Below are 26,308 nucleotides of genomic sequence, written 5' to 3' on the forward strand. Positions count from 1 at the left end.
AAGGAGGAAAAATTTTGACACAAAAATATGACGTTATTGTTGTCGGCGCTGGACATGCAGGTGTAGAAGCTGGTTTAGCTTCTGCAAGACGTGGTGCAAAAACATTAATGCTTACAATTAACCTTGATAGTGTAGCATTTATGCCATGTAATCCATCAGTTGGTGGTCCAGCTAAAGGAATTGTTGTAAGAGAAATCGATGCACTTGGTGGTCAAATGGCTAAGACAATCGATAAGACACACATTCAAATGCGTATGTTAAACACTGGTAAAGGTCCAGCTGTAAGAGCATTACGTGCACAAGCGGATAAAGTATTGTATCAAGAAGAAATGAAACGTGTGATTGAAGACGAACCAAATCTTGATATTATGCAAGGTATGGTTGAACGTTTAATTATAGAAGATAATAAAGTTAAAGGTGTAGAAATGGTTATCGGCTCAACTTATGAAGCGGATGCTGTTGTATTAACGACAGGTACATTTTTACGTGGTGAAATTATTTTAGGTAACTTGAAATATTCAAGTGGTCCAAACCACCAAATGCCATCTATTAAATTAGCTGAACACTTGAAAGAATTAGGTTTTGATATCGTGAGATTCAAGACTGGTACACCTCCACGTGTGAATGGTAATACAATAGATTACAGCAAAACAGAAATTCAACCAGGTGATGAAGTAGGGCGTGCGTTCAGTTATGAAACGACAGAATACATTTTAGATCAATTACCTTGTTGGTTAACATATACAAATGAACAAACACATAAAGTAATCGATGACAACTTACATTTATCTGCTATGTACTCAGGTATGATTAAAGGTACAGGTCCAAGATATTGTCCTTCAATTGAAGACAAATTTGTAAGATTCAATGATAAACCAAGACACCAATTGTTCTTAGAGCCAGAAGGACGTAAGACACAAGAAGTATACGTACAAGGTCTATCAACAAGTTTACCTGAACATGTTCAACGTAAAATGTTAGAAACAATTCCAGGTCTTGAAAAAGCAGACATGATGCGTGCAGGTTACGCAATTGAATATGATGCAATTGTACCAACACAATTATGGCCAACACTTGAAACGAAGGTCGTTACTAACTTATTTACTGCGGGTCAAATCAATGGTACTTCAGGATATGAAGAAGCGGCTGGACAAGGTTTAATGGCAGGTATCAACGCTGCTGGTAAAGTATTAGGTAAAGAAGACGTTATATTACGTCGTTCAGATGCTTATATCGGTGTGTTAATTGATGATTTAGTAACAAAAGGTACAAACGAACCATACCGTTTGTTAACTTCTAGAGCAGAACATCGTCTATTATTAAGACATGATAATGCAGACTTAAGACTGACAGATATCGGTTATGAAATTGGTATGATTTCTGAAGAACGTTACGCTAAATTTAATCAAAAACGTGAAGCAATTTCGGCTGAACAAGAACGATTAAGAGGTATTCGTATTAAACCGAATGCACATACACAAAGTGTTATCGAAAGTCGCGGTGGAACAGCGCTTAAAGATGGCATATTAGCTTTAGATTTATTACGTAGACCAGAAATGGATTACGCAGCTATTATGGAAATCTTACAAGAAACTTCACCAGTAGATGAAGACGTACAAGAACAAGTAGAAATTCAAACGAAATACGAAGGTTATATCCAAAAATCATTAGCACAAGTTGAAAAAATGAAACGTATGGAAGATAAAAAAATTCCTGAAAATATCGATTATGATGCAATCAATAGTTTAGCGACTGAAGCTCGTCAAAAACTTAAAGAAGTTAAACCACTTGATATTGCACAAGCTTCTCGTATTTCAGGTGTAAACCCTGCAGATATTTCAATTTTACTTGTGTACATTGAACAAGGTAAAATTCAGAAGGTGAACTAACATGAATGAACAAACTTTTATTGATACGTTAAAAGAATCTGGTATAACATTAACAGATAAACAAATTAAGCAATTCGAAACATACTTTGAGATGTTAGTAGAGTGGAACGAGAAAATTAACTTAACAGCCGTTACTGAAAAAGAAGAAGTGTACTTGAAGCACTTCTTCGATTCAGTGACACCAAGCTTTTATATAGATTTTAATGAAATTGAAACGATCTGTGATGTAGGGGCAGGTGCTGGATTTCCGAGCATCCCTTTAAAAATCGTATATCCACACTTGCAAATTACAATAGTGGATTCATTAAATAAAAGAATTAAATTTTTAAATGAATTAGCTGCATCATTAGACTTAGATCAAGTAAACTTTGTACATGATAGAGCAGAAACATTCGGTAAATCACAACAGTATCGTGAAAGCTTTGATCTTGTAACTGCAAGAGCAGTAGCACGATTATCTGTATTAAGTGAGTTATGTCTACCTTTAGTGAAAAAGGGCGGTCAATTTGTCGCATTAAAAGGCTCACAAGGTAATGAAGAGTTAGAAGATGCACAATTTGCAATTTCTGTATTAGGTGGAGAAGTAAAAACAGTACATGAATTTACGCTACCTCTTGAAGAAAGTATGAGACAGATTATTACGATAGATAAATTAAGACAAACACCTAAGAAGTATCCAAGAAAGCCAGGAACACCAAACAAAGAACCTTTAACAAAATAATTCCTGGGAAATATGTATGAACGAAAGTAGGTATATTGAGATGAAAAAGCCTTTTTCTAAATTATTTGGACTTAAAGACAAAGAATTAGAACACATAGAAGAAGCACGAGCTGAAGGTAATGTGGCAGTCGTATCAACAGAAAGAATAGTGCCAAACCGTTATCAACCGAGAAAAGTATTCGATGAATCTAAAATTAAAGAACTCGCACAATCTATAAAAGAACATGGATTATTACAACCTATTGTTGTTCGTCCAATTGAAGAAGGTATGTATGAAATCATAGCAGGTGAGCGAAGATTTCGTGCAATGAAATATAACGATTTACCAGAAACTGAAGTTATTATTAAACCATTAAATGACAAAGAAACAGCAGCCGTTGCACTGATTGAAAATATACAAAGAGAAAATTTATCAGCTATAGAAGAAGCGGAAGCCTATAAGAAATTGTTGGATTTAGAAGACATTACACAACATGACTTAGCAGTTAGTATGGGTAAGAGCCAATCATTTATAGCCAATAAATTAAGACTGCTCAAATTATCAGAACCTATTATTATTTCATTACAAAAAGGTGAAATAACAGAAAGACATGCAAGAGCATTGTTAGGTTTAGATGATGAAGGGCAGCAAGAAGTCTTAACATCCATACAATCTCAGAACTTAAACGTTAAACAAACAGAAGATCGCGTTAAGAAAATACGCGGCTCTGAAAAAGTAAAAGCAAAACAATTTCAATTTGAACAAGACATCACCGAAGCACTTGATACACTCGGACAAAGCATTAAAAATGTTGAAAAAGAGGGCATTAAAATCAAGCGAATTGATGAAGAACATAAAGACTTCTATGAAATTACGATTAAAGTTTATAAGAAGAAATAAAATATAGAGTTTGGGATATTAAACAATATCCTGAACTCTTTTTTATGTTTCTATATAGAATTTCTGTAAATTTCCGAGATATTATTGTTATTTGTAAAAAAGTCATTTATACTTTTCTGTAAACGTTTTCATTTAAAAAGGGGGATTTTAATGATTACATTTTTAGTTTCTATCGTTTTATTAGTTATAGGTTATTTTACATATGGCAAGTATATTGAAAAAATGTTTGGTGTTAAGGATGAACGTCCGACGCCTGCTCATGATCAAAGGGATAATATTGATTTTGTTCCGATGTCGACGAATAAGAACTCATTGATTCAATTGTTAAATATTGCAGGGGTTGGGCCGATATTTGGACCGATTATGGGTGCTTTATATGGACCTGTTGCGTTTATTTGGATTGTATTAGGATCTATATTTGCTGGTGCTGTTCATGATTATTTAACAGGTATGATTTCTATACGTAATAAGGGAGCTCATTTACCTGAATTAGCTGGTAAGTTCTTAGGTAATGTGATGAGACATCTTGTAAACGTCTTTACACTATTACTATTGTTATTGACAGGTACTGTATTTGTTACGAGTCCGGCATTATTATTACATTCTTTAATGGATGGTAGAGTGGCTTTAGGTATTATTATTTTTGTTATTTTCTTATATTATTTCTTATCTACAGTGCTACCTATCGATAAAATTATTGGTAAAGTTTATCCGATATTTGGATTTATCTTGATGATTTCTGCAATAGGAATCTTTGTACGATTAATTATGACTGGTGCGGAAATACCAGAATTAACATTGAAAAATATGCATCCTGATTCGGCGCCAATTTTTCCTTTATTATTCTTTACGATTACTTGTGGTGCTTTATCTGGTTTCCATGCGACACAATCGCCGATTATTTCTAGAACGACGAATAATGAGAAAAATGGTCGTAAAATATTCTACGGTATGATGATTGCTGAAGGTATTATTGCGATGATTTGGGCTGCGGCTGCTATGAGTTTATTTGGTGGCTATGGTGGTCTACAAGAAGTGTTAGCGAAAGGTGAAGCGGCGCTTGTAGTGAGTGAGGCTTCTACTATGTTATTAGGTTCTGTATTTGGAACATTAGCGATATTAGGTGTTATTGTATTACCAATAACAAGTGGTGATACTTCATTTAGAAGTGCGAGAATGATTTTAGCTGACTACTTTAATTTCGGTCAGAAGAAAGTAATGAATCGATTCGCAATTGCGATACCGATGTTTGTTATTAGTTTTATTTTAACGAGAGTAGACTTCACAATACTATGGAGATACTTCTCATGGGCAAACCAAACAACAGCTGTTATTGCACTATGGATAGGCGCTATGTATCTATTACTATCTAAAAAGAATTTCTATGTTGCTTTAATACCTGCTTTATTTATGACGTGGAATATATTCACATATATATTAAGCCAACCAATAGGATTTGGGATGGATTTATCGCTTAGTTATTGGTTATCAGCTGGTTTGACGATTTTATGGTCTATGTATTTCTATTATTTATATCGTAAAAATAGTGAAAATGCGATAGAAATAGATTATCAAATCGGAGGATCACCCGTATCTAAATATTAAACAGTAAAGCACCTTTCGATCTCCATCGAAAGGTGCTTTTTATATATTTAATATAGGGAAGGTAGTCTGCCATATGATACTCGCTCAAAAATATCATATGGCAGTGCTATTATTTAGGGGTAATAGCAAATGCTCGGACAGGGAATCCGGGTGCATTTTTAGGTTTAGGGCTAATGGCTAATATAACTGAACCACGTGTTGGTAGTTCATCTAATCCGGTTAACAGTTCTATTTGAAAAGTATCTAAACCAAGTACGTATCGTTCACCGACAATGTCATTGTTTTTACGGATGTCTACTGAAGCATCAGTATCAAATGTTTCATGTCCGATTGACTTGATCTTTCTCTCTTCAAACAAGTATTTAAGTGCGTCTAATGACCATCCTGGGAGATGTTCATGACCATCTTTGTCTTTGTTCTCAAATTGCTCTTTATCTGGCCATTTCTTTGACCAGTCACTTCTAAATGCGACAAACGTTCCACTTTCAATTGGTCCATTTTCAGATTCCCATTGAAGGATGTGTTCTTTAGTTAGTCTGAAATCTGAATCTTGGGCTACTTCTTTTGAAAAATCTAACACGATTAAAGGTAAGACTGTTTCTTGTAAACCGAGTTCATGTAAATATCGCTTATGCTCTACAAAATGTATAGGTGCATCTATATGCGTTCCATATTGTGTAGGAAATTGCCATGATTGGGCAAAGAAACCGTCGTCTTTAACTTTATACAATGTTTTTGTTTCTGCATTTTCAAAAGCTGAAAAATGTGGAGATTCTGAATCAAATGTATGCGTTAAATCTACCCATTTATATTCTTTCAGTTGATTTAGCGTGTTCCATAATGGATATGACATAACATCACCTCATTTATTAGTTAGGTTGTTTAACTGTATTGTCTTGACGTAATTTTTCTACTGAATTAACTAATACAGTTAAAGCTTGTTTTACTTCTTCTTCTTGTCTTGTCTTCAATCCGCAGTCAGGGTTTACCCAGAATAGAGAACGGTCAATTTCTTGAAGTGCTCTATCGATTGCGACTGTAATTTCTTCTTCTGTAGGTATACGAGGGCTATGAATATCATATACACCTAAACCGATACCTAAGTCATATGTGATATCTTCGAAGTCTTTGATTAAGTCACCATGACTTCTTGAAGTTTCGATTGAGATAACATCAGCATCTAATGATTTGATCGCATGGATGATTTGACCAAATTGTGAGTAACACATATGTGTATGAATTTGTGTTGAATCTTGTACTGAAGAAGTTGATAATCTGAATGAATGTACTGCTTTATTTAAATAATCTTCATGGTATTCAGAACGTAAAGGTAAGCCTTCGCGCAATGCAGGTTCGTCTACTTGGATGACTTTAATACCCGCTTCTTCAAGTGCTAGAACTTCTTCATTAATCGCTAATGCGATTTGATCTTGAACTTCGCTACGTGGGATATCCACACGTTCGAATGACCAGTTTAAAATTGTAACTGGACCTGTAAGCATACCTTTAACAGGTTTGTCAGTTAAACTTTGCGCATATAATGTCTCTTTAACTGTTAATGGTGCTGTCCATTTAACATCTCCGTAAATGATTGGTGGCTTAACGGCACGAGAACCATATGATTGAACCCAACCAAACTTAGTTACTAAGAATCCGTTTAGCTTTTCACCGAAGAATTCAACCATGTCATTACGTTCAAATTCACCGTGTACTAATACGTCTAATCCAATTTCTTCTTGAATTTCAATCCAACGTTTAATTTCATTTTGTACGAACTCTTCGTATTTTTCATCTGAAATACGATTGTTTTTCCAATCAGCGCGGTATTTACGTACTTCTCTTGATTGAGGGAATGAACCAATCGTTGTTGTTGGTAAGTCTGGTAAATTTAATACTTGATCTTGTAAGACTTTTCTTTCTTTAAATGGTGTAGTACGTTCTGATTTAACTGAATCGTAGTCATATTCTAGTTGTTTGAATGATTGACTTTCGAAGCGTTCATACTGTGCTTTTAATTCGTTATATAAAGTGTCATCATTTTCGTTAAATAATTGTTTTAAAGCATATAGTTCGTCTAATTTTTCAGTCGCAAAGCTTAAGCCTTCACGAACTGAGTCGTCTAATGTTTCTTCTTCTAAAGTAACTGGTACATGTAATAATGAAGAAGATGGTTGAATCACTAATTCATCTGTATAAGATTGTAATGTTTCGATTAAAGCTTTCTTCTCTTCAATATTAGTAGACCAAACATTTCTACCATCAACGATACCAGCGAATAATGCTTTTTCTTTAGGGAATAAGCCATCTTTGATTTGTTGTAAGTTAAAGCCATTGTCATGTACAAAGTCTAAACCGAATCCATAGACTGGTAATTGACCAACAAAGTTTAAATCTACGCGTTCGAAATATGTTTGTAAGACAAGTTTCGCTGCTGGTGCCGCTTCGTTAAAGAATTCATATGCTTCTTTCGTAATATCTTGAAGATCAGCTGCACCGTCTGTTACGAGAATTGGCTCATCTACTTGGATGTATTCAGCGCCTGCTTCAGTTAATTGCTCGAATACTTCTTTGTATAATGGTAAAAGTGTTCTTACTTTTTCATCGAAACTTTGGTCGCCACCTTTAGATAATGCTACGTATGTAACAGGACCAAGAATAACTGGATGAGATGTTACACCAACTTCTTTAGAGAAATTGAATTTCTCAAGTAACACATTGTTATTTAATTGAGGTGACACGTTGTCCCATTCAGGTACGATGTAGTGGTAGTTTGTGTTGAACCATTTGATTAACGCACTTGCAACATGATCTTTGTTACCACGTGCAATATCGAATAATAAATCATCATCTACAGGACGTCCTTGGAAACGTTCTGGAATGATGTTAAATAGTAATGATGTATCTAACACGTGGTCATATAGTGAGAAGTCACCAGTAGGGATATGATCAACATGATGGTCTTTCTGAATTGTTAAAATTTCTTTGTGTAAATCCTGCAACGTTTGATCTAATTCGGCTTTATCTATTTTTTTAGCCCAGTAACTTTCGATGGCTTTTTTCCATTCTCTTTTCTTACCTAGTCTTGGGAATCCTAAATTTGATGTTTTAATTGTCATAATATTGCCTCCTTGGTTTGTGTTCCAGTTTTTAGTTTTGAATAATTTGCTAATTCAACTGTTAAATCATATTTTAAAAATGGTGTAACTAAGTACAGGCCATTAAAATATTGGTGTACTGCATCAATCAATTGTTTACTCAAATTAATACTGAGTTCTCTTGTTGCATCTCTGTCGTCTTTGACTTTTTCAAAGGTGTTAAGCACTGTATCTGATAGTTTAATACCAGGTACTTCGTTGTGTAAGAAGAGTGCGTTATTGTAATTCGTAATTGGCATAATACCAATGAAAATCGGGGCGTCTATATGTTTAGTTGCTTCATATATTTCTTTAACTCTTTCAGGTTCATAAATCGGTTGTGTAATAAAGTATTCCATGCCAGATTCAATCTTTTTTTCTAATCTTTTGACTGCTGGCTCTAGTCGTCTTACATTTGGATTGAATGCACCTGCAACTGAGAAGTTGGTATTGCTTCTCAATGTATCTCCATCGGCGTTTATACCTTGATTGAACTGTGTAATGATTTCAGCTAATCCACTAGAGTTAACATCGAATACACTTGTTGCGCCTGGGAAATTACCCACTTTAGAAGGGTCGCCCGTAATCGTTAATATGTCATTAATGCCAAGTAACGAAAGTCCCATTAGGTGAGATTGCAAGCCGATTAAGTTTCTATCACGGCAAGCTAAGTGTACGAGTGGTCTAATTTTATACTTTTGTTTAATGATACTTGCTGCGGCAATGTTAGAAATTCTCACGCTTGCTAGGGAATTGTCAGCAAGTGTGACTGCATCTACACCTGCATCTTCTAGGGCTTGTATGCCATCGAAAAATTTATTCGTATCTAAATGTTTAGGTGTATCTAATTCAACAATAACGGTTGGTCTTTGTTGAACGAGCTCTTTAATACTAGGTTCTTCTTTATTTTGCTTTTTGTACTGTTTTGTTTCGATTGGTATAACATTTTTGTGCTTGATAGGCTTTAAATCTTTGACGACATTCTTTATTTTTTTAATATGTTCTGGTGTTGTACCACAACATCCACCTATTAATCTGACGCCTTGATTAACGAGCTCTTTCGCTGCATCTGAAAAGTAATCTGAGTTGTTATTGTATTTCAAGTCGTTGTCTTCTAAATCCAGCAAACTTGCATTTGGATAACATGAAAGGTAAGCATGATCAGGTAAGTCAATATGTTTAAATGTCTTAATCATATGGTATGGACCATGATGACAATTTAAACCAACGACATCTGCACCGGCTTTCACTAATGTTTCTAATGCATCTGGTATAGGTGTACCATTTCTCAAATAATTTGTATTACTAGCTGTTAGTTGAGCAATAATCGGAATGTCGTATCTTGCTTTTGTATCTTTTAAGACAGCAAGTAATTCTTCTAAATCGTAGTATGTTTCAAATAAAATACCATCTACACCTTCATTAACAAGTGTTTCAATTTGAATCTCTGTATGATATTGAATGGCTTCAATTGATAAGTTACTCTTTTTGATATTACGAAAACCGCCTACCGTACCTAGAATAAATGTATGGTCGTTGCTCGCTCTTTTAGCGATTTGTACAGCTTCACGATGAATTTCTTTCACGCGATGTTCTAAATTAAAATCTTGAAGCTTCTCAAAATTTGCACCATACGTGTTTGTTTGAATAATATCTGCACCAGCTTCAATATAAGAACGGTGAATTTGTTCTATCTTGTTAGGGTGTGTCAAATTATAACTTTCTGGACAAGTATCCAATCCTTCAGAGTAGAGGATGGTTCCAATTGCTCCGTCAGCTACTAAAATTTGGTTCTTTAACGCTTCTTTTAGACTCATATGTAGCCTCCTTTAATGCCCAATCGATATCTGTGATCAATTCTTTGACATCTTCTAAGCCGACTGACAATCTAAATAATCCGTTAGTGATACCACGTTCAGCTCTCACTTCTTCAGGAATAGCTGCGTGACTCATTGTAGCTGGGTGAGAAAGAATCGTTTCTACACCACCTAAGCTTACAGATACAAGAGGGATATTAAGATGGTCAACAAATGCTTGTGCTTTTGATTCATCTTTAAGTCTGAATCCGAGCACGGCACCGCCATTTTTAGCTTGTCTTAAATGTGTGTCATTTGTGATTGGATAATAGACTGTTTCAATTGCTTCATTTTCGATTAAATATCTATAAATTTGTTCTGTATTATAAACAGATTGTTTAAATCTAATTGGTAATGTCTTTAAATGTTTAGCAAGTGTCCAAGAATCATAAACGCTTAATCCTGAACCTGTACCATTTTGAATAAGGTAAATTTCATTTTTAAGTTCTGGGTCATTCACGACTACTGCGCCAGCTATGAGGTCACTGTGACCGCCTAAGAATTTCGTAGCTGAATGAACGACGATGTCAGCACCTAGTTTCAATGGTGATTGTCCTAACGGTGTCATAAATGTATTATCGACAGCTAATAGTGCGTCGTGTTTACGTGCAATTTGGCTAACACCATCAATATCTGTCACTTTAAAGAGTGGGTTAGAAGGTGTTTCAACATAGATTAGTTTCGTATTTTCTTGAACAGCTTCTTTGATATTTTGTAAGTCTGTTTGATCGACAGTTGTAAATTCTATTTCGAATTTCTTAAGAATTTGCTCTGTTAGTCTGAACGTTCCACCGTAAACATCATCTGGTAGAATCACGTGGTCTCCTGGTTTCAATGTTAAGAAGACAGCTGTTATTGCAGCAATTCCTGAACTAAATGCAAATCCGTAATTACCGCCTTCTAAATCTGCTAACTTTTCTTCAAGTAACTTTCTATTAGGGTTACCACTGCGTGCATAGTCAAATTCTTGATTTCCACCTAAAGTTTCTTGATGATAAGTGGATGAATAATATAATGGTTGATTGCTTGATAAGTGCTCGTTACCTCTAGTGGAATCCAATATTAAAGACGTTTCTTTTGAATAGCTCATATTGACACTCCTTCTTTTCTTGAATTTTTTAAGGCTTGTAGTATGTCTTCGTAAATATCTTCATAATCTTCTATTCCAATAGATAAACGGAGTAAATATTCATCTATACCGCGTTTATCTTTTTCTTCATCTGCCATATCTACATGTGTTTGTGTATATGGGAATGTGATAAATGTTTCAGTACCGCCAAGACTTTCAGCAAAAATACATAATTTAATATTTTGTAAGAAGCTATCAACGCTATATGCATTGTTTAAACGAATACTTAACATTCCGGTTTGACCTGAGTAAAGAACTTCATCAATGCTTTCAACAGATTGTAGTGATTGTGCTAACTTTTGAGCATTTTCAGTAGAACGGTCAAGTCGTAAATGTAATGTCTTTAAGCCTCTCAATAATAAATAACTATCGAATGGTGAGAGTGTTGCACCGATCATATTATGAAACTGGCCAAGCACTTCACCTAAGTAATCATCTGATACAGTGACAATGCCAGCTAACACATCATTATGACCACTTATGTACTTTGTAGCAGAATGTAAGACGATGTCAGCACCGTCTTTTAATGGTGTTGATAAGTATGGTGTTAAGAACGTGTTATCTATAATCGTTAATATATTTCTTGCTTGTGCAATTTCATATAAAGGATTTAAATCTACTGAGAACATTAACGGATTTGAAATAGGTTCAATAAAGAATGCGCGTGTATGTTCATTAATCGATGCGTTTACTTCATCAATATTTGAAAAATCAATGTACTTAAATTTGATGTTGTATTGCTTTTCGTAAAATTCAAATAGTCTAAATGTGCCGCCATATAAGTCGAATGACACTAAGATTTCATCATTTGGTTTAAATAAGTTACAAACTAATTGGATACTAGCCATACCGCTTGAAGTTGCAAATGAGTATTTACCACCTTCAAGTTTGGCAAATGCCTCTTCAAAGTTTGAGCGAGTTGGATTTTTCGTTCTTGTATAATCAAAACCAGTTGAACAACCTAATTTTTCATGTTGATAGGCTGTTGAAAGATAAATTGGGTTTGTCGTTGCCCCGGTATGGTCTTTAGTTAATGAAATTTGAGCGAGTTGAGTAGATTTCATAATAGCCTTCCTCCCTAATGAATTTAAAAATAAAAATAAAAAAAGCTTCCGTCCTTTAAACCCGAAATAAATCGGATGTAAAGGACGAAAGCTTAGCTCGCGGTACCACCTTTGTTCGCAATGACATTACTGACATTACCTCTATAAGTACGAGTCTCCTACAAGAAGATATAATGGCAGTAAAATTGGTGAACAAATTCCAGTACGCCATCATCACTAAAGAGACTTTAATACTGTATCGCTATAACGGGCGATCCCGTTGACACCTCAATATCGATGCCACCACTCCAAGGCCATTTTCAATCTTTCTTTCAATGTTCCCTTTCAGCAAATGGGAACTCTCTGATGATTGCAGTGTAAGATTTACTTTCCTTTTTATCGTGATTTTATTTGTTTTCGTTGTTGATATATTACACAATACTATGCGTATATTTTTTTGTCAACAACTTTTCTGAATATTTTAATTTATCGCTCAACTTTTCTTTTGTGCATATCCCTTTCAAAATTGTTATAATCTAATTTGGATGTTTTACGTGAAACATACGAGAATAAATAACGTGGTGATGAAATGAAAGAAAGAAATCAAGCATTAACAGATAAGATTTCTTATAACCATAGTCATGATAAAACTGTTGAACTTCCTTTAGAAAAATTAAGAAGGAATCCATATCAACCGAGAGATTATTTTGATGAAGAAGCTTTGAGAGATTTAACGCAGTCGATTTCACAACATGGTGTGTTGCAACCTATCGTCGTAAGAGAAACGATAAAAGGTTACGACATTGTTGTAGGTGAAAGAAGATTTAGAGCGAGTCAATTAGCTAACAAAGATTCAGTACCGGCAATCATTAAAAATTTAAGCGATGAAGAAATGTTAGAACTCGCTATTATAGAGAATCTTCAACGTGAAAATTTAAAACCTCTAGAAGAAGCAAAAAGTTATGCGACGATGATGGAAGAACTGAACTTAAAACAACAAGACGTAGCAGATAGATTAGGAAAATCAAGATCATACATTGCAAATGTCTTAAGGTTGCTGAAGTTGCCACCAAGTGTAAAAAAACTAATCAACGAAGAAAAAATATCAAGCGCACATGGTAGAACATTACTTGGTTTAGATAAGAAACATCAATTAGATCAAGTGGCTAAAAAAGTTGTAAAAGAACATATGAGTGTAAGAGCATTAGAAGAATATATTAAACAGTTAAATGCTCAAGGCCAAGACAAGAAAAAGAAAACGAAACAACTGAAACCTAATTTCTTAGTTAAACATGAATATCAATTAAAAGAAAAATTTGGAACGAATATTGATATTTCTAAGACTAAAAAAGCAGGTAAAATTTCTCTTGAATTTAATTCTGAAGAAGAATATAAGAGAATATTAGAATTATTGTTAGATGAATAAGAGGTGTAAAAAGTGAATAAGATTATGAACATCATCCATAAATTGATTGACCCATTTATGGATCCAGAAAATTGGCAAAAGTGGATAGAACAAATATTAATCGGCATATTCTACATTGTATTAGCTTACGTCATTATTAAAGTGCTTCATAAAGTGGTAGAGAAATTCTTTACTACGAAATACGGAACTAAGAGGGTAGGGAAGTCTAACAAGCGCGCTAAAACAATGGTTAACTTACTACAAAATGTTATTTCCTATGTCGTATGGTTTATAGTTGCGACAACCATTTTAAGCAATTTAGGCATAAGAGTTGAAAGTATTATTGCTGGTGCCGGTGTTGTAGGGTTAGCAATTGGTTTCGGCGCACAAACCTTAGTAAAAGATGTCATCACAGGCTTCTTTATTATTTTCGAAAATCAATTTGATGTTGGCGATTACGTAAAAATTAATACAACAGGTACCACTGTTGCGGAAGGTACTGTACAATCAATAGGAATGAGATCTACAAGAATATTATCGTTTGCAGGTGATTTAACGATACTTCCTAATGGTACAATGAATGAGATTGTAAACTTCTCAATTCATAACGGTATGGCTATCGTAGAAATCCCTGTATCTATTAAAGAAGATTTAGATGAAGTTGAAAGCAAGTTAAATGAATTTTTACCGACAGTTAAAGAAAGATATGAAATATTCATTAAAGATCCTGAAATTTTAGGTGTAGAGACTGTGACAGCAGGGGAAGCAACGATTAAAATAGCAGGTGAAACAGAACCAAATGAACATGCATCAGGTGCTAGAATCTTGAGAAGAGAAGTGAAATCTTTCTTCGATAAAGAAGGTATTCAAGCGCCAATTCCAACAATGGTTTCTTATAATCCAAATAACATTCAATAATCATCTAATCGGGAGGCAAAAATATGATCAAATCATATGAGTTAAATGATATCGTTGAAATGAAAAAACAACACGCATGTGGGTATAATAGATTTAAAATTATAAGACTCGGTGCAGATGTTAGAATAAAATGTGAAGAATGTTCTCGTAGTATCATGCTACCAAGACAAGAGTTTAATAAAAAAATTAAAAAAATATTAGTAAAAGGACAAGGTGAATAAAATATGGCATTAACAGCTGGCATAGTAGGATTACCAAACGTAGGTAAATCAACATTATTTAACGCAATTACGAAAGCAGGAGCACTTGCAGCGAACTATCCTTTCGCAACAATCGATCCTAACGTAGGGATTGTAGAAGTACCAGACCATCGTTTACAAGAATTAACGAAATTAGTCAAACCTAAGAAAACTGTACCAACAGCATTCGAATTTACAGATATTGCAGGTATCGTTAAAGGTGCATCTAAAGGTGAAGGATTAGGAAATAAATTCTTATCACATATCCGTGAAGTAGATGCGATTTGCCAAGTCGTACGTGCATTTGTTGATGAAAATGTTACACACGTATCAGGAAAAGTAGATCCAATCGATGATATTGAAGTTATTAATATGGAATTAGTATTAGCTGACTTAGAATCAGTAGAAAAACGCTATGAAAGAGTAGCAAAAATGGCAAAACAAAAAGATAAAGATGCCGTAGCTGAAGAAAAAGTATTAGCAAAAATTAAAGAAACTTTAGAAAACAATAACCCAGTAAGAAGTTTAGAATTCACACCAGAAGAAAAAGCAATCGTGAAACATTTAAGCTTACTCACTTCTAAACCAATGTTATATGTAGCAAACGTAGCAGAAGATGAAGTAGCAAGCCCAGAAAATAACGAATTCGTACAAAAAATCGAAGAATACGCAAGTAACGAAGGTTCACAAGTTATCGTGATTTCAGCAAAAATCGAAGAAGAATTAGCAACATTAGATGACGAAGATCGCGAAATGTTCTTAGAAGATTTAGGCGTAGAAGAAGCAGGATTAGACAAATTAATCCGCGCATCATATAACTTATTAGGATTAGCAACATACTTTACAGCAGGTGAACAAGAAGTAAGAGCATGGACATTCAAAGAAGGCATGACAGCACCACAATGTGCCGGAATCATCCATACAGACTTCGAAAGAGGCTTTATAAGAGCAGAAACCGTAAGTTATGACGATTTATTAGCAAATAATGGCATGAACGGTGCTAAAGAAGCGGGTAAAGTAAGATTAGAAGGTAAAGAATACCTAATGAAAGACGGAGACGTTGTACACTTTAGATTTAATGTGTAAGATAAAGGCCAGTAGTGTTTATGCACTATTGGCTTTTTCTTTTTCGGTAAAGAACATAATACTTTTTGTAAGTTCTGATAGTTTATATAAATAACGTAGTAGACCAATTAATCTTGATACACTTGATAATAGATTTGGAAATTTACAATGGATATAAAATAGTGAGAATAATATGTTTATGAATATTAGAAAGAATATAGCAAACCTTAAAAAAGATAGTAGAGGTAGAGGATATACTCAGTATATTAGTGATTTGAGAGTTTACTAATATACATGCAATGATGTTAACAATTGAAAGTTGTTAGCATCATATTTTTATGTAAAATTATGTAAAATTTTATTGTTAGACATAAAAAAGCTTAGTATAATTTAATTAATTATAGAAAATAATGAGGTGAGTAAAACATGATGTTTTTGTTTATATGTTTTATTTTAATGATTGCATGTTTTGTAGTTTTAGAAATGATTCCGTCAGACAATGTTCGAAAAGTGAAAGATAGAGATTTACCCTCAATGAAAGGATTGTTTGACGCTGATAGAGAGATATATGGACAAAATGAAAATTTTTACATTGGAATAAATGAACAAAAAAAATTTATTAAGCTAGGTTTAAACACTTCAAAACATTTTAGAACAGCAGATAGTTACAGACATTACAATATAATAACTAGAACATTTGATTATAAAGATATTATCAGTGTTGAAATTATAGAGGATAGTGTAACAGTGAGTAAGACAAATAGAGCAAGTCAATTAGTTGGTGCTGGAATTGGTGGTGTAATTGCGGGAGGTACAGGTGCTATTATTGGTGGTTTATCTGGAAAGAAGACAGGGACAACTGAAATTAAAAATATTACTTTACGAATTGTTTTAAATGATGAACGCAATAGTGTTTTTGACTTACCATTTTTAGAAAGTAAATACCCAATTAAGAAAACAAGTAATGAATATACTAAAGCAATAAACTGTATATATAGTTGGCATAGCATTTTAACAAAAATCATAGAAAATGAAGATAAAATAGAAAATGAACATGTTAAAGAAGATAATATAAACGATTCAGAAAGTGATCAATTTAACAAAGAAAGTAATACAGAAATATCAACAGAAATTAATAACAATACAAACATAGTTGAACAATTAGAAAAAATAGCAGATATGAAAAGTAAAGGGCTTATAAGTGAAGTTGAATTTAATAAATTAAAAGAAAAAATAATAAGTTAATATTAAAACAATATTCTTTATTGAGTGATGTTTTTTTAGTCTAGAATTTAAACTTTTGGACAAGTTAAAAGAATGCTATAGTTACAATAATTAATAGTTGATTTAATTTTAAAATATGCTCCATAATCAAAAGTTCAGATATTTATATATTTTAGACATAGGAGTATTATAGTTGAAAATTGGTTATGCTAGAGTCAGTACAATAGGACAAAGTTTGGTTAGTAAGATTGAGCAGCTTAATGAGTATGGTGTCTAAAAGATATTTGAAGAAAAGGTTACCGGCACCTCTACTAAAACGAGAAATGAACTAGAAAGAATGATTGAGTATGTAAGGCATGGTGATTTAATCATAGTTACAAAAGTTGATAGACTTGCCCGATCTATAAGTAATCTAAGTAAAATAGTTACTTATCTTAATGATAAAGGTGTATCTATAAAATTCCTGAAAGAACAATTAACTTTTGAAGCGGGTAATAATAGTTTAAATACATTAGTTTTTAATATTCTAGGTTCATTTGCACAATTTGAAAGATATCTTATTGTTGAACAGAATAAAGAAGGTAGAGAACGAGCTATAAGAATAGAGAAGAAAATGGATTAAGTGTTGCTGATATATTAAGATCTACAGGTGTTAAGAAAAGTACATCTTATGTGAAATTAAAAGAAAAGAAGTAGATTATAATACTAAATGTAAAGTATGAACTAAACTCATTAGTAAAGATTTGAAATTATCAGAATACATAGTTATGTATTAACTTAACATAGAGAATAACCCTCTAAAATCGTATTAGAGGGTTATTTTGTTTGATTTTATAGAAAATCCGAATTGTTTTTAATTTTTTAAATATTGACTTTCGATTTTTTGAATTTCATATTTTAATTCGTTTATATAACCTAAATTTTGACCTTCCCAAAGAGCAGAACCGAACAACTTGACTTGGTTTTTTTCCCAATGATGTTTTAATAAATATCGAGTATATAACTGTAAAATTTTAGTGTCTTTATTAGTCAATTTAAAATTTTTTTTATAAAGAGAGTTATAATATTCATTTTCAATGGTATCACAAAAATCAATAATATCATTAGTTATCATATCAAAATCTTCTTGAGTATTATTTTTTGTATTCTTTTTTATAAAGCGGAGCGATGTTCTTATTGTTAATACATCTTTCATACAAGGAGTTGGATTCGAAGCTACATCATATAGTCTTTTGCGAAACTCTGATTTACTATCTAAATCATTTAATAATTGCCTCTTACTATTGTAATAATTTATTGTTGATGTAATAGATGAACCTAATATAGCGCCCAATATAGCTGATAGAAGTGTTGACCACCCCTCTTTAATACTTAATATAATAAATATATTATCCATCTAAATTCCTATCCCTTCTATTTTATCCATAATATATGGGTTGAGCCTTATTATAATAACTACTGTATAATCTATCTTGAACACTGTTATTTTAATACTTAACTATATACTGTTACAAGTAGATTTTTCATTGAATTATAAAAAAATAAACAATATTGAGTTGGGTAAGAAAACTTCATATCATTATGATTAAGAGAAGAGTGTATATGACACTTATATAATGAAATGATTAAAGATTATTATATTAATAGCTGCAGTTAGATTATAATAAATTAAATATAGATTACACCATTGAAAGCCTTTGGGAGTAAGATGAAAAATAAAGAAAACGAAGTAAATAGCGATAAAGAAGTTACAAAAAATGAAAGTAAAGTAGAAGGCAAATCAGAAGTAAAAAAAGAGTCAAATACATGAAATGCTCAATCATTAGAAAATAAGTTAGAAAACCAAGATATAGTGATTGAAAATGGTAGGTACTTAATTCGAAGCGAAGATAATAAATCATTATATCCCGTTGCACTACAAGCATACATAAGAAATAATACTGGGAAAGACATTAAAGATATTACCTTTGGATTTGTTGCATGGGACAAAAATGGATTACCAGTCAAAATTAAAAAGTCTATTGATTTCTCAGATGGTTATGAAGATTATATCTTCTACAAAAACAATTAAAAAGGGGAACAACATGATTAAGTCAACGTTAATAACTATAACTTTAGCTTCTACATTACATCAAAGTCCTGCATTGGATATTACTGAAAATACATTGAAAGCATATAAGCAAATATCAAATTGTGATAAAATAACATACCACACTAGCCCAGCTTTAGATATTGGTTTAAGTGTACAAGAAGAATTACATAAAAATAAATTACATAACAATAATGTATGTAAGAAAAGTATAGTTCTTAAAAAAGAATAGAAATAAGGTTTGTTTGAGTGTAAAAGAAACGTTATTAAACAATATCTCTATTAAAAAAGATTGTAAAAAGTAATACTCTATGCTATAATTCTTGATTGTGAGTAATGAAAATTATTCCTTGCTTAATACTGAGTTATTAGGCCGCATAGACCACAAGGAGGTGTAAATTGATGAGAACATATGAAGTAATGTACGTAGTACGTCCAAATATCGAAGACGAAGCTAGAAAAGCTGTCGTTGAGCGTTTTAAAGGAATCTTATCTTCAAACGGTTCAGAAATCATCGAAGAAAAGGATTGGGGTAAACGTCGTTTAGCTTATGAAATCCAAGACTTCACAGAAGGTTTCTACAACATCGTTAGAGTTAAGTCTGAAAATGACGAAGCTATCAGTGAATTTGATCGTTTAGCAAAAATCTCTGATGATATCATTCGTCACATCGTAGTACGCGAAGAAGAAAAATAATTTAACTTATAAAATGGGGGAGATTAAATGATTAATCGTGTTGTATTAGTCGGTCGATTAACTAAAGATCCGGAATACAGAGTAACACCCTCAGGCGTTCAAGTTGCTACTTTTACTTTAGCTATTAATCGTACTTATACGAATCAGCAAGGTGAAAGAGAAGCTGACTTTATCAACTGTGTTGTATTTAGACGTCCCGCAGAGAATGTAAACAATTACTTATCTAAAGGTAGTCTGGCAGGAGTTGAAGGTCGTCTACAATCTCGTAGCTACGAGAACCAAGAAGGTCGTCGTGTTTATGTAACTGAAGTTGTTTGTGATAGTGTTCAATTCCTTGAACCAAAAGGCGCAAATCAACGTCAATCTGGTAATGATAATCAATCATATAACCAAAATAATAACGAATTCCAAAATTATGGACAAGACTTTGGTGGTAACCAACAACAAGGACAAAAAGCACCTTCAAATCAACAGTCAAATAATCAACAATCAAGTAATCCATTTGCAAACGCTAATGGCCCAATTGATATCAGTGATGATGATTTGCCGTTCTAATAGTTGATTGAAACGAATATAAATTGATAAAGATTTAACGAGAAGGGAGGAACACAATCATGGCAGGTGGACCAAGAAGAGGTGGTCGTCGTCGTAAAAAAGTTTGTTACTTCACAGCAAACGGTATTACACATATCGACTACAAAGATACAGATTTACTTAAAAAGTTTATCTCAGAAAGAGGTAAAATCTTACCACGTCGTGTAACAGGTACTTCAGCAAAATACCAACGTATGCTTACTGTAGCTATCAAACGTGCACGTCACATGGCTTTATTACCATACGTTAAAGAAGAACAATAAGAGTTAGCGTATAACATAACCCTCTAGCAATCAGGCTAGAGGGTTATTTTTGTGTTCATTTTTATAAAAAATCCACAGCATGGGAATGATTCTAGGAAATTGAGCATAAAAAAAGAACTATACATTAAAAATGTATAGCCCTTCTTCTTAAAACTTACAAGATTATAGAATCTTGCGGGACCTAATCCCTTTCCTCGAAATTAATATTATAGTTTAATATCATAGTTGTCAATAATTTTATCTAAAGCTTTGAAAAATCTTTGGATATGTGGGGTCTTACAATAGTAATCAAAATTTTGTTTGTATCTCTGTTGCATATCCAATATCAAAGGTTTTCTACCTTTTCTTATTCCGTCGCTGCAAAGTAAAGAATGTAATTCAAAAGTGGCAAGTATATCAATAAAAGTTCTAATTTTATATACCCTGTTAGGTAATTTATATTTACTAGTCATCGACATCAATTCTTTAGGGGTTCTCGTGTTATCATCCTTATCTAGATTGATAAGGATAGCTTGATTATGAGCACAACGATTTCTGATGTTTTTCATTAGTCTCATTAATTTGGAAGGTAATTTAAGTTCTTCATCATTAACTCTATTAAAATAGAATTCGACGAAAGAAGTTAATTGCCCTAATTGCATAATTTCAATACAAAACCAAATGGGTGGATCATCTATATACTTTTGAATGTTTGAAGGATAATCATTGTTTTTCTTAAGGTGTTTAAAAAGATGGTTTTTATTTTCGGTTTTAATTTCTTCTAAAGTAAGAGGTTGGTTAGTGTTATCAATTTCTTTATATTTAGAGCGGTCAATGGATAAAAAGTCATTAATAACTGAATAACCATCTTCTTCTTCATTTTCAGTTATTAGTCTCATTACCAAACACTTAATAGCGTGTTCAATATCTAAAGTCATATGAAGTAATGTATATCTGAAACGCATATCTGTATTAGCTAAATCAGATAAATAGGCAAATTCGATTCTATACCCGTCTTCGTATTTGTAAAAGTTTTTTCTATAGTAAGCAAGTTTAAAAAAGTAAGTGTTCATGCAAAGGATTTCCTTTGCTTTTACTTCGTTTATTATATTAAATGAAACACCCATATTTTTTAATTTTTTAATCTGTTTATCATAATCTAATAAAGGTTTTCTCTCAGTCATGTCTAACTCCCTATCCCTTCTAATTTGTTCATCTTTTCGATCCCCAATTAATAAAGCAAAAGCCCCCAATTCTTGAATTGGGGGCTTCACTACGGGTACTCCCGCATATTCATATTATGGCCAAATAATAAACTAAAACGAGTCTCCATACAAGATTAAAGATTAATGTTACCTCTAAATCATTCATCATATAGCTGCACTTGTAACAAGTACGTTTCTTATTCTTATAGGGAAACTTATTCTCTCTAATAATAAATTCCTACATGGTTATAAATTTAACTTATATACTTCTATTAGTATGTTTTTATATAGTAAGTTAAAAAAAAGAGGCGACCGTCAGCAACAGTCAACCTCAAGTACACTCCGCAGATATGTACCGCAATTTGATAATTATTATATTATGCAGTTTTATAATTATCAATACCTTTATATGCCCATGCATTTCATTCATTGTAAAAATACAATATAATAATGAGTAAGAGAATTTATGGGATGTGTGTTTATGAAGGCTATTTATGACCTTATTAAAAGTGATGCGGATATGATTTATATTTTAGAAGTTGTAGAAAGCCTGAATTTAAATGATTCCTGGGTTAGCGCGGGATTTATAAGAAATAAAATTTGGGATACGATTCATGGTTATACAGATAAGACACCATATAATGATGTTGATGTTATATTTTATAATGCTGACTGTCTAGATGAATCTATTGAGAAGCGATATGAACAGCAATTAAGAGATATTGATTCTGGCATACCTTGGTCAGTAAAAAACCAAGCGAGAATGCATTTGAAAAATGATTTTAATCAATATCTTGATTCGAAAGATGCTGTAGATCATTATACAGAAGCGCCAACAGCTATTTGTGCTAGGATGAAAAATGGTGAGTTAGAAGTACATTATAACTACAGTGTTCAAGATTTGTTTAATGGTATTGTTTCACCAACTCAATACTTTAATCATGACTCTGGTAGATATGATGTTTATTTGGATAGAATTAATCGAAAACAATGGCATAAGCAATGGCCAAATTTAACATTTGATAATTAGAATTGAAATAAAGATTTAATTCTTAAAGGATGTGTTCTTAATGACTATCGAAGGATTAATTGAAAGATATAAAAATGAATTGCTTAACAAACAAGTAACAGAAGAAGAATTTAAATTAATGATGTTCAATATTGGAAATCCTAATGCCAATATTCGTGAAGATAATTTTGACTTAATTGCGCGTTTAATTATAAGTGGGAAATTGGAAGATTATCAAATGCTACAGTTACTTGAGTATTGTGAATTTATTTTAGGTAGTGTTAACCAAAGTGATACTGACCATCTTGTGCTGGATAGAAGTTTCAGTGCACTTATTATTGGAATCGTTGTTGAATATTTAGAAGAACATGAACAGTTACCTCAGGATGTTTACGAGAAGATTATAAACTTAGCGATTGATTACATGGATAATGAAACTGATGTCAGAGGATATGTACAAGGGACAGGATGGATGCATAGTGTTGCACATGGATCAGATTTACTTGCAACTTGTGTTAGATCTAAATTTTATTCAGGTGACTGTAATAAAGTGATCTTAAAGGTCATCGCTAAAAAACTTTATCAGTTAAATACTGATTTATCTTGCTATATAGATGATGAAGATGAGCGACAAGCATTTATCATTGAAGCATTACTTGAAAAAGGACTTACAGATCAAGAATTGAGTAATTGGGTAAGCGAGTTATTCGTGACAGTTAATCAAACAGATTTAAATCAATCTGAAGAAGCATATTTAAGTTATTTTAGAATAAGGAAAAATATAAAAGATTTCTTGAAGACATTGTATTTTAGACTAAAATTTAATCAAAAATGTCAGGTAACTCAAGATAAAATAGAAGAAATCCTTAAAAAGTTATACTTAGAATTAACACAGCAAGGAGAATAAAAATAGGGATAAAATTTTATGTAGCAGGTAGTTTTGGGAAATAATAGATTTGTTATTATTTAGACTGCCGGAACACTAAAAACCCTCTCTAGACAAGGACTAGAGAGGGTTTTTTCTGTAGTAGTGTTCTTGATAATTTCCCCATTCATTATCAAGCTCTGATTTAGTTACAATTTTATAAGGATTAAAAATGGTTTGACCATTTTTATTTATGAATAGACCATCATCAATTTGATATGCGGCATGTACTACGGCGTTATTCTTTAAATAAACAATTACATCACCGTTTTGACTGCCTTTTGAAACTAATTCGTAGTTTAAAGATTTAAGGTTTGTTAGAAAAGCATCTTCTTTTATCCACTGTTGTAATATATTTTTATCACTAGTAATAGCATAAATGACTGTTGAAAGACAGTTTGATCCTTGATATTTTGGAAAAGTAGAAACAATTGAACTTAAATGATTGGGTAATTGCAATGTTGAATGGTGTGTTACGTGATTATCACAATATCTATCTACTCTATTTTGGAAAAACTGTCTTTGTTTATTTGTTGTTAATTGACTCCACTTCTGTGAAGTAATGAGGTTACCTTCTAAGAATAGTGGATTGTTAACTCTTTCTTGTTCCTGAAGTATATAAGTTTTTGAATCTCTGTTAAGATTTTCAAACCATCCTTTAGAGGCTTGGATTACATAATTGTAATCATTTAAATTCCAAAACTCATATAAGTTATTTGTATCAATATTAAATGAACTTGTCGTCTTAAATGCATCTTTAAGAGTGATAACTACATCTTCATTTTCAAAAGGGATATCTTTAACAAAAAATAAATCAAAATGATTATAATAATTTTCAGACCAATATTTAAGTATTTGTTCAGTAGGATATATTTTCATAACTATACCTCAATTCTAATAACTTAAAATTTATTAAATTTCAGTTTTTCTATAACATGGTCGTGATTTTTATATAGTACGAGATCTGCTCTGTTTTTAGTTGGCAAGATGTTTTTGATTAAATTGACTTCGTTAATATTGTCCCATAGATCTGTTGCTATTTTTAAGGCTTCGTCTTTTGGGATGTCTCGATATTTATAGAAATGTGAGTCTGGCTTCTGGAAAGCTTCTTCTTGAAGTAGTAAGAAGCGGTTAAGATACCATTTCTTCATATTTTCTATTGTTGTGTGTAAATATATTTTGTAATCAATATAATCACTAACGAGTTCTTCTTCATGTGGACTTACTTGGAAGATGTTCACGCCTTCTATAATAAGTATGTCCGGACAGTTTATGTTGTGATACTGGTCTTTAAGACGGTCGTATGTGATATGTGAATACGTATATGTTGGTATGTTAGGCTCGTTGTTTTTAATTTGTTTTAAGTGACTGATTAATGTTTTTGTATCATAACTTTCAGGAAATCCTTTTTTAGAAAGTAAGTCTTTATCGATAAGTTCTTGTTTAGGCATGATATAACCATCAGTCGTAATCAGATCAACTTTCCAGTCCGTGTTATATTCTTGCAGTAGGTTTAAAAGCAGTCTTGAGACAGTACTTTTTCCTACAGAAACCCCTCCTGATATTCCAATAATAAAAGGTGGTGTGTTATTTTTGTTATGTAATTTGTTGTTAATGTTAGATGAATAATCTTTATGGAACTTAACTTTGTTTGTCAAAAAATTAATGAGTGGCAAATAGAGTTCATTAATTTCTGAATTTGTTAAGTTATCATTTAAACTGATAATTTCTTCTAAGTTTAAATGACTTGTATCCATATCTAATTTAAAATTTGTGTTTTGCCATTCTTCTTTTGTGAATTTCATAATGAGTTCCTTTACTTAAGAATTTTTCACTTTTTACAGTACTCGTATAGGGTAACATAAATAGTCATGAAAGTGCTTTATTAATTTTGAAAAATTCTTATATACTATTTTATTCATGTTCATCATGATTTTCTTTATAGTGTTAAAATGTATAGAAGATATGGAAATTATTAAAAATTGTCTTAATATAATTTTGAATTAGAGGTGATTGGAAGATGAATGCTTCTATACATCATTTAGAGATCTATGTTAGTGATATAAATAAATCTAAAATCTTTTATAGTTGGTTATTAGGACTACTAGGATATAGTTTGTATCAAGAATGGAGAGAAGGTTTTAGCTTTAAATTAAATGAAACGTACATAGTATTTGTACAAGTGGACGATTCATTTAAACAATATGGGTATCATCGTAAAAGGATTGGATTAAATCATTTGGCATTTACCGTTGAAGACAGAGTAACAGTGGATGATATCAATATTATTTTGGAACAAAAAAATATTAATAAACTGTATGATGATTTATATCCGTATGCTGGTGGTAATCATCATTATGCTGTTTATTTTGAAGATCCAGATAGAATGAAAATTGAAATAGTATCTAAAGAATAACACCACCTCTAAATCTGATATGAA

General features: G+C 32.3%; 27 protein-coding genes and 1 other annotated feature. Of the genes, 18 read left to right on the forward strand and 9 right to left on the reverse strand.

What is annotated here, in order from left to right:
* Positions 1–14 precede the first annotated feature (14 nt).
* The 4 genes from mnmG (at position 15) to LQ673_RS11830 (ending at position 5,095) form a co-directional block, all read left to right on the forward strand.
* Positions 15–1,889: a tRNA uridine-5-carboxymethylaminomethyl(34) synthesis enzyme MnmG gene (gene mnmG / locus LQ673_RS11815; protein WP_048542892.1), complete on the forward strand. Its 1,875-nt coding sequence runs from the start codon at positions 15–17 to the stop codon at positions 1,887–1,889.
* 1 nt (position 1,890) lies between these two features.
* Entirely contained in the window at positions 1,891–2,610 is a 720-nt protein-coding gene (gene rsmG / locus LQ673_RS11820; RefSeq protein WP_025906214.1) for a 16S rRNA (guanine(527)-N(7))-methyltransferase RsmG, read from the forward strand.
* A 40-nt stretch (positions 2,611–2,650) separates the two neighbouring features.
* Complete coding sequence (gene noc / locus LQ673_RS11825) at positions 2,651–3,490, forward strand: nucleoid occlusion protein (RefSeq protein ID WP_025906213.1); 840 nt, start codon at positions 2,651–2,653, stop codon at positions 3,488–3,490.
* 150 nt (positions 3,491–3,640) lie between these two features.
* Entirely contained in the window at positions 3,641–5,095 is a 1,455-nt protein-coding gene (locus LQ673_RS11830; protein WP_037589460.1) for a carbon starvation CstA family protein, read from the forward strand.
* Positions 5,096–5,204: 109 nt separating this feature from the next.
* On the opposite strand, the gene LQ673_RS11835 is transcribed toward LQ673_RS11830, so the two are convergent.
* From LQ673_RS11835 to LQ673_RS11855, 5 genes are read right to left on the reverse strand one after another with little or no spacing between them, the layout of a single operon-like run.
* On the reverse strand, positions 5,205–5,948 hold the full coding sequence (locus LQ673_RS11835) for a cyclase family protein (protein WP_025906211.1): 744 nt from the start codon (positions 5,946–5,948) through the stop codon (positions 5,205–5,207).
* A gap of 16 nt (positions 5,949–5,964) precedes the next feature.
* Positions 5,965–8,214 carry a 5-methyltetrahydropteroyltriglutamate--homocysteine S-methyltransferase gene (gene metE / locus LQ673_RS11840; RefSeq protein WP_126476368.1) on the reverse strand — a complete coding sequence of 750 codons (2,250 nt, stop codon included), beginning with the start codon at positions 8,212–8,214 and terminating at the stop codon, positions 5,965–5,967.
* Positions 8,208–10,046 (reverse strand): bifunctional homocysteine S-methyltransferase/methylenetetrahydrofolate reductase, encoded by a 1,839-nt coding sequence (locus LQ673_RS11845; protein ID WP_239705806.1) that lies wholly within the window; start codon positions 10,044–10,046, stop codon positions 8,208–8,210. The genes metE and LQ673_RS11845 overlap by 7 nt, the downstream gene beginning before the upstream one ends.
* Entirely contained in the window at positions 10,003–11,175 is a 1,173-nt protein-coding gene (metC, locus tag LQ673_RS11850) for a cystathionine beta-lyase MetC (protein ID WP_204188943.1), read from the reverse strand. The genes LQ673_RS11845 and metC overlap by 44 nt, the downstream gene beginning before the upstream one ends.
* Positions 11,172–12,278: a PLP-dependent transferase gene (locus LQ673_RS11855; RefSeq protein ID WP_037589454.1), complete on the reverse strand. Its 1,107-nt coding sequence runs from the start codon at positions 12,276–12,278 to the stop codon at positions 11,172–11,174. The genes metC and LQ673_RS11855 overlap by 4 nt, the downstream gene beginning before the upstream one ends.
* 77 nt (positions 12,279–12,355) lie before the next feature.
* Positions 12,356–12,666: a binding site (T-box leader), on the reverse strand.
* Positions 12,667–12,846: 180 nt separating this feature from the next.
* Here LQ673_RS11855 and LQ673_RS11860 point away from each other — a divergent pair.
* The 6 genes from LQ673_RS11860 (at position 12,847) to LQ673_RS14845 (ending at position 17,730) form a co-directional block, all read left to right on the forward strand.
* Positions 12,847–13,683, forward strand: a complete 837-nt coding sequence (locus LQ673_RS11860) for a ParB/RepB/Spo0J family partition protein (RefSeq protein WP_239705807.1) — start codon at positions 12,847–12,849, stop codon at positions 13,681–13,683.
* 12 nt (positions 13,684–13,695) lie between these two features.
* Positions 13,696–14,580 (forward strand): mechanosensitive ion channel family protein, encoded by an 885-nt coding sequence (locus tag LQ673_RS11865; protein WP_025906205.1) that lies wholly within the window; start codon positions 13,696–13,698, stop codon positions 14,578–14,580.
* A 23-nt stretch (positions 14,581–14,603) separates the two neighbouring features.
* Entirely contained in the window at positions 14,604–14,801 is a 198-nt protein-coding gene (locus tag LQ673_RS11870) for a DUF951 domain-containing protein (protein ID WP_025906204.1), read from the forward strand.
* Between the two features lie 3 nt (positions 14,802–14,804).
* Positions 14,805–15,905: a redox-regulated ATPase YchF gene (gene ychF / locus LQ673_RS11875; protein WP_025906203.1), complete on the forward strand. Its 1,101-nt coding sequence runs from the start codon at positions 14,805–14,807 to the stop codon at positions 15,903–15,905.
* A 405-nt stretch (positions 15,906–16,310) separates the two neighbouring features.
* Positions 16,311–17,129 (forward strand): hypothetical protein, encoded by an 819-nt coding sequence (locus LQ673_RS11880; RefSeq protein ID WP_204258870.1) that lies wholly within the window; start codon positions 16,311–16,313, stop codon positions 17,127–17,129.
* Positions 17,130–17,445: 316 nt separating this feature from the next.
* Entirely contained in the window at positions 17,446–17,730 is a 285-nt protein-coding gene (locus LQ673_RS14845; protein ID WP_323714404.1) for a recombinase family protein, read from the forward strand.
* Between the two features lie 231 nt (positions 17,731–17,961).
* Here the strand turns inward: LQ673_RS14845 and LQ673_RS11890 are convergent, their stop codons facing one another.
* Positions 17,962–18,504: a hypothetical protein gene (locus LQ673_RS11890; RefSeq protein WP_239705809.1), complete on the reverse strand. Its 543-nt coding sequence runs from the start codon at positions 18,502–18,504 to the stop codon at positions 17,962–17,964.
* Positions 18,505–18,960: 456 nt separating this feature from the next.
* Between LQ673_RS11890 and LQ673_RS11895 the strand changes: the two genes are divergently transcribed.
* From LQ673_RS11895 to rpsR, 5 genes are all read left to right on the forward strand, one after another.
* Positions 18,961–19,179: a DUF5780 domain-containing protein gene (locus tag LQ673_RS11895; RefSeq protein ID WP_204258868.1), complete on the forward strand. Its 219-nt coding sequence runs from the start codon at positions 18,961–18,963 to the stop codon at positions 19,177–19,179.
* A 13-nt stretch (positions 19,180–19,192) separates the two neighbouring features.
* Positions 19,193–19,429 carry a hypothetical protein gene (locus LQ673_RS11900; protein ID WP_204258867.1) on the forward strand — a complete coding sequence of 79 codons (237 nt, stop codon included), beginning with the start codon at positions 19,193–19,195 and terminating at the stop codon, positions 19,427–19,429.
* 170 nt (positions 19,430–19,599) lie between these two features.
* A complete protein-coding gene (rpsF, locus tag LQ673_RS11905; protein WP_025906202.1) occupies positions 19,600–19,893 on the forward strand; it encodes a 30S ribosomal protein S6 in 294 nt (97 codons plus the stop codon).
* Positions 19,894–19,920: 27 nt separating this feature from the next.
* Complete coding sequence (gene ssb / locus LQ673_RS11910; protein WP_025906200.1) at positions 19,921–20,448, forward strand: single-stranded DNA-binding protein; 528 nt, start codon at positions 19,921–19,923, stop codon at positions 20,446–20,448.
* A 59-nt stretch (positions 20,449–20,507) separates the two neighbouring features.
* Positions 20,508–20,750: a 30S ribosomal protein S18 gene (gene rpsR / locus LQ673_RS11915; RefSeq protein ID WP_037589451.1), complete on the forward strand. Its 243-nt coding sequence runs from the start codon at positions 20,508–20,510 to the stop codon at positions 20,748–20,750.
* A gap of 206 nt (positions 20,751–20,956) precedes the next feature.
* On the opposite strand, the gene LQ673_RS11920 is transcribed toward rpsR, so the two are convergent.
* On the reverse strand, positions 20,957–21,913 hold the full coding sequence (locus tag LQ673_RS11920) for an Abi family protein (RefSeq protein ID WP_275584085.1): 957 nt from the start codon (positions 21,911–21,913) through the stop codon (positions 20,957–20,959).
* A gap of 502 nt (positions 21,914–22,415) precedes the next feature.
* Here LQ673_RS11920 and LQ673_RS11925 point away from each other — a divergent pair.
* Positions 22,416–22,964 carry a nucleotidyltransferase family protein gene (locus LQ673_RS11925; protein ID WP_239705811.1) on the forward strand — a complete coding sequence of 183 codons (549 nt, stop codon included), beginning with the start codon at positions 22,416–22,418 and terminating at the stop codon, positions 22,962–22,964.
* 40 nt (positions 22,965–23,004) lie between these two features.
* The gene (locus LQ673_RS11930; protein WP_239705812.1) at positions 23,005–23,850 is read left to right on the forward strand and encodes a DUF2785 domain-containing protein; all 846 of its coding nucleotides are present in this window, start codon (positions 23,005–23,007) and stop codon (positions 23,848–23,850) included.
* Between the two features lie 99 nt (positions 23,851–23,949).
* Here LQ673_RS11930 and LQ673_RS11935 read toward each other — a convergent pair whose 3' ends face one another.
* Together LQ673_RS11935 and coaA are read right to left on the reverse strand one after the other, a co-directional pair.
* Positions 23,950–24,747, reverse strand: a complete 798-nt coding sequence (locus LQ673_RS11935; RefSeq protein ID WP_239705813.1) for a hypothetical protein — start codon at positions 24,745–24,747, stop codon at positions 23,950–23,952.
* Positions 24,748–24,770: 23 nt separating this feature from the next.
* Entirely contained in the window at positions 24,771–25,673 is a 903-nt protein-coding gene (coaA, locus tag LQ673_RS11940; protein ID WP_196307446.1) for a type I pantothenate kinase, read from the reverse strand.
* 215 nt (positions 25,674–25,888) lie between these two features.
* Between coaA and LQ673_RS11945 the strand changes: the two genes are divergently transcribed.
* Positions 25,889–26,284, forward strand: coding sequence for a VOC family protein (locus tag LQ673_RS11945; protein ID WP_239705814.1), 396 nt, complete (start codon positions 25,889–25,891; stop codon positions 26,282–26,284).
* The last annotated feature ends 24 nt before the right edge of the window (positions 26,285–26,308 follow it).

It is taken from the genome of Mammaliicoccus sp. O-M54 (assembly GCF_022386035.1).
GTDB lineage: Bacteria > Bacillota > Bacilli > Staphylococcales > Staphylococcaceae > Mammaliicoccus > Mammaliicoccus sciuri_A.

What these genes read in the sequence shown, in the direction of transcription:
- LQ673_RS11855 (WP_037589454.1), bottom strand. Translation starts at nt 12,278, where the DNA reads ATGAAATCTACTCAACTCGCTCAAATTTCATTAACTAAAGACCATACC.
- rsmG (WP_025906214.1), top strand. Translation starts at nt 1,891, where the DNA reads ATGAATGAACAAACTTTTATTGATACGTTAAAAGAATCTGGTATAACA.
- LQ673_RS11945 (WP_239705814.1), top strand. Translation starts at nt 25,889, where the DNA reads ATGAATGCTTCTATACATCATTTAGAGATCTATGTTAGTGATATAAAT.
- LQ673_RS11880 (WP_204258870.1), top strand. Translation starts at nt 16,311, where the DNA reads ATGATGTTTTTGTTTATATGTTTTATTTTAATGATTGCATGTTTTGTA.
- ychF (WP_025906203.1), top strand. Translation starts at nt 14,805, where the DNA reads ATGGCATTAACAGCTGGCATAGTAGGATTACCAAACGTAGGTAAATCA.
- LQ673_RS11930 (WP_239705812.1), top strand. Translation starts at nt 23,005, where the DNA reads ATGACTATCGAAGGATTAATTGAAAGATATAAAAATGAATTGCTTAAC.
- coaA (WP_196307446.1), bottom strand. Translation starts at nt 25,673, where the DNA reads ATGAAATTCACAAAAGAAGAATGGCAAAACACAAATTTTAAATTAGAT.
- LQ673_RS11900 (WP_204258867.1), top strand. Translation starts at nt 19,193, where the DNA reads ATGATTAAGTCAACGTTAATAACTATAACTTTAGCTTCTACATTACAT.
- LQ673_RS11835 (WP_025906211.1), bottom strand. Translation starts at nt 5,948, where the DNA reads ATGTCATATCCATTATGGAACACGCTAAATCAACTGAAAGAATATAAA.
- LQ673_RS14845 (WP_323714404.1), top strand. Translation starts at nt 17,446, where the DNA reads ATGATTGAGTATGTAAGGCATGGTGATTTAATCATAGTTACAAAAGTT.
- LQ673_RS11925 (WP_239705811.1), top strand. Translation starts at nt 22,416, where the DNA reads ATGAAGGCTATTTATGACCTTATTAAAAGTGATGCGGATATGATTTAT.
- LQ673_RS11860 (WP_239705807.1), top strand. Translation starts at nt 12,847, where the DNA reads ATGAAAGAAAGAAATCAAGCATTAACAGATAAGATTTCTTATAACCAT.
- LQ673_RS11920 (WP_275584085.1), bottom strand. Translation starts at nt 21,913, where the DNA reads ATGACTGAGAGAAAACCTTTATTAGATTATGATAAACAGATTAAAAAA.
- LQ673_RS11890 (WP_239705809.1), bottom strand. Translation starts at nt 18,504, where the DNA reads ATGGATAATATATTTATTATATTAAGTATTAAAGAGGGGTGGTCAACA.
- ssb (WP_025906200.1), top strand. Translation starts at nt 19,921, where the DNA reads ATGATTAATCGTGTTGTATTAGTCGGTCGATTAACTAAAGATCCGGAA.
- metC (WP_204188943.1), bottom strand. Translation starts at nt 11,175, where the DNA reads ATGAGCTATTCAAAAGAAACGTCTTTAATATTGGATTCCACTAGAGGT.
- LQ673_RS11845 (WP_239705806.1), bottom strand. Translation starts at nt 10,046, where the DNA reads ATGAGTCTAAAAGAAGCGTTAAAGAACCAAATTTTAGTAGCTGACGGA.
- rpsR (WP_037589451.1), top strand. Translation starts at nt 20,508, where the DNA reads ATGGCAGGTGGACCAAGAAGAGGTGGTCGTCGTCGTAAAAAAGTTTGT.
- LQ673_RS11935 (WP_239705813.1), bottom strand. Translation starts at nt 24,747, where the DNA reads ATGAAAATATATCCTACTGAACAAATACTTAAATATTGGTCTGAAAAT.
- rpsF (WP_025906202.1), top strand. Translation starts at nt 19,600, where the DNA reads ATGAGAACATATGAAGTAATGTACGTAGTACGTCCAAATATCGAAGAC.
- LQ673_RS11870 (WP_025906204.1), top strand. Translation starts at nt 14,604, where the DNA reads ATGATCAAATCATATGAGTTAAATGATATCGTTGAAATGAAAAAACAA.
- noc (WP_025906213.1), top strand. Translation starts at nt 2,651, where the DNA reads ATGAAAAAGCCTTTTTCTAAATTATTTGGACTTAAAGACAAAGAATTA.
- LQ673_RS11830 (WP_037589460.1), top strand. Translation starts at nt 3,641, where the DNA reads ATGATTACATTTTTAGTTTCTATCGTTTTATTAGTTATAGGTTATTTT.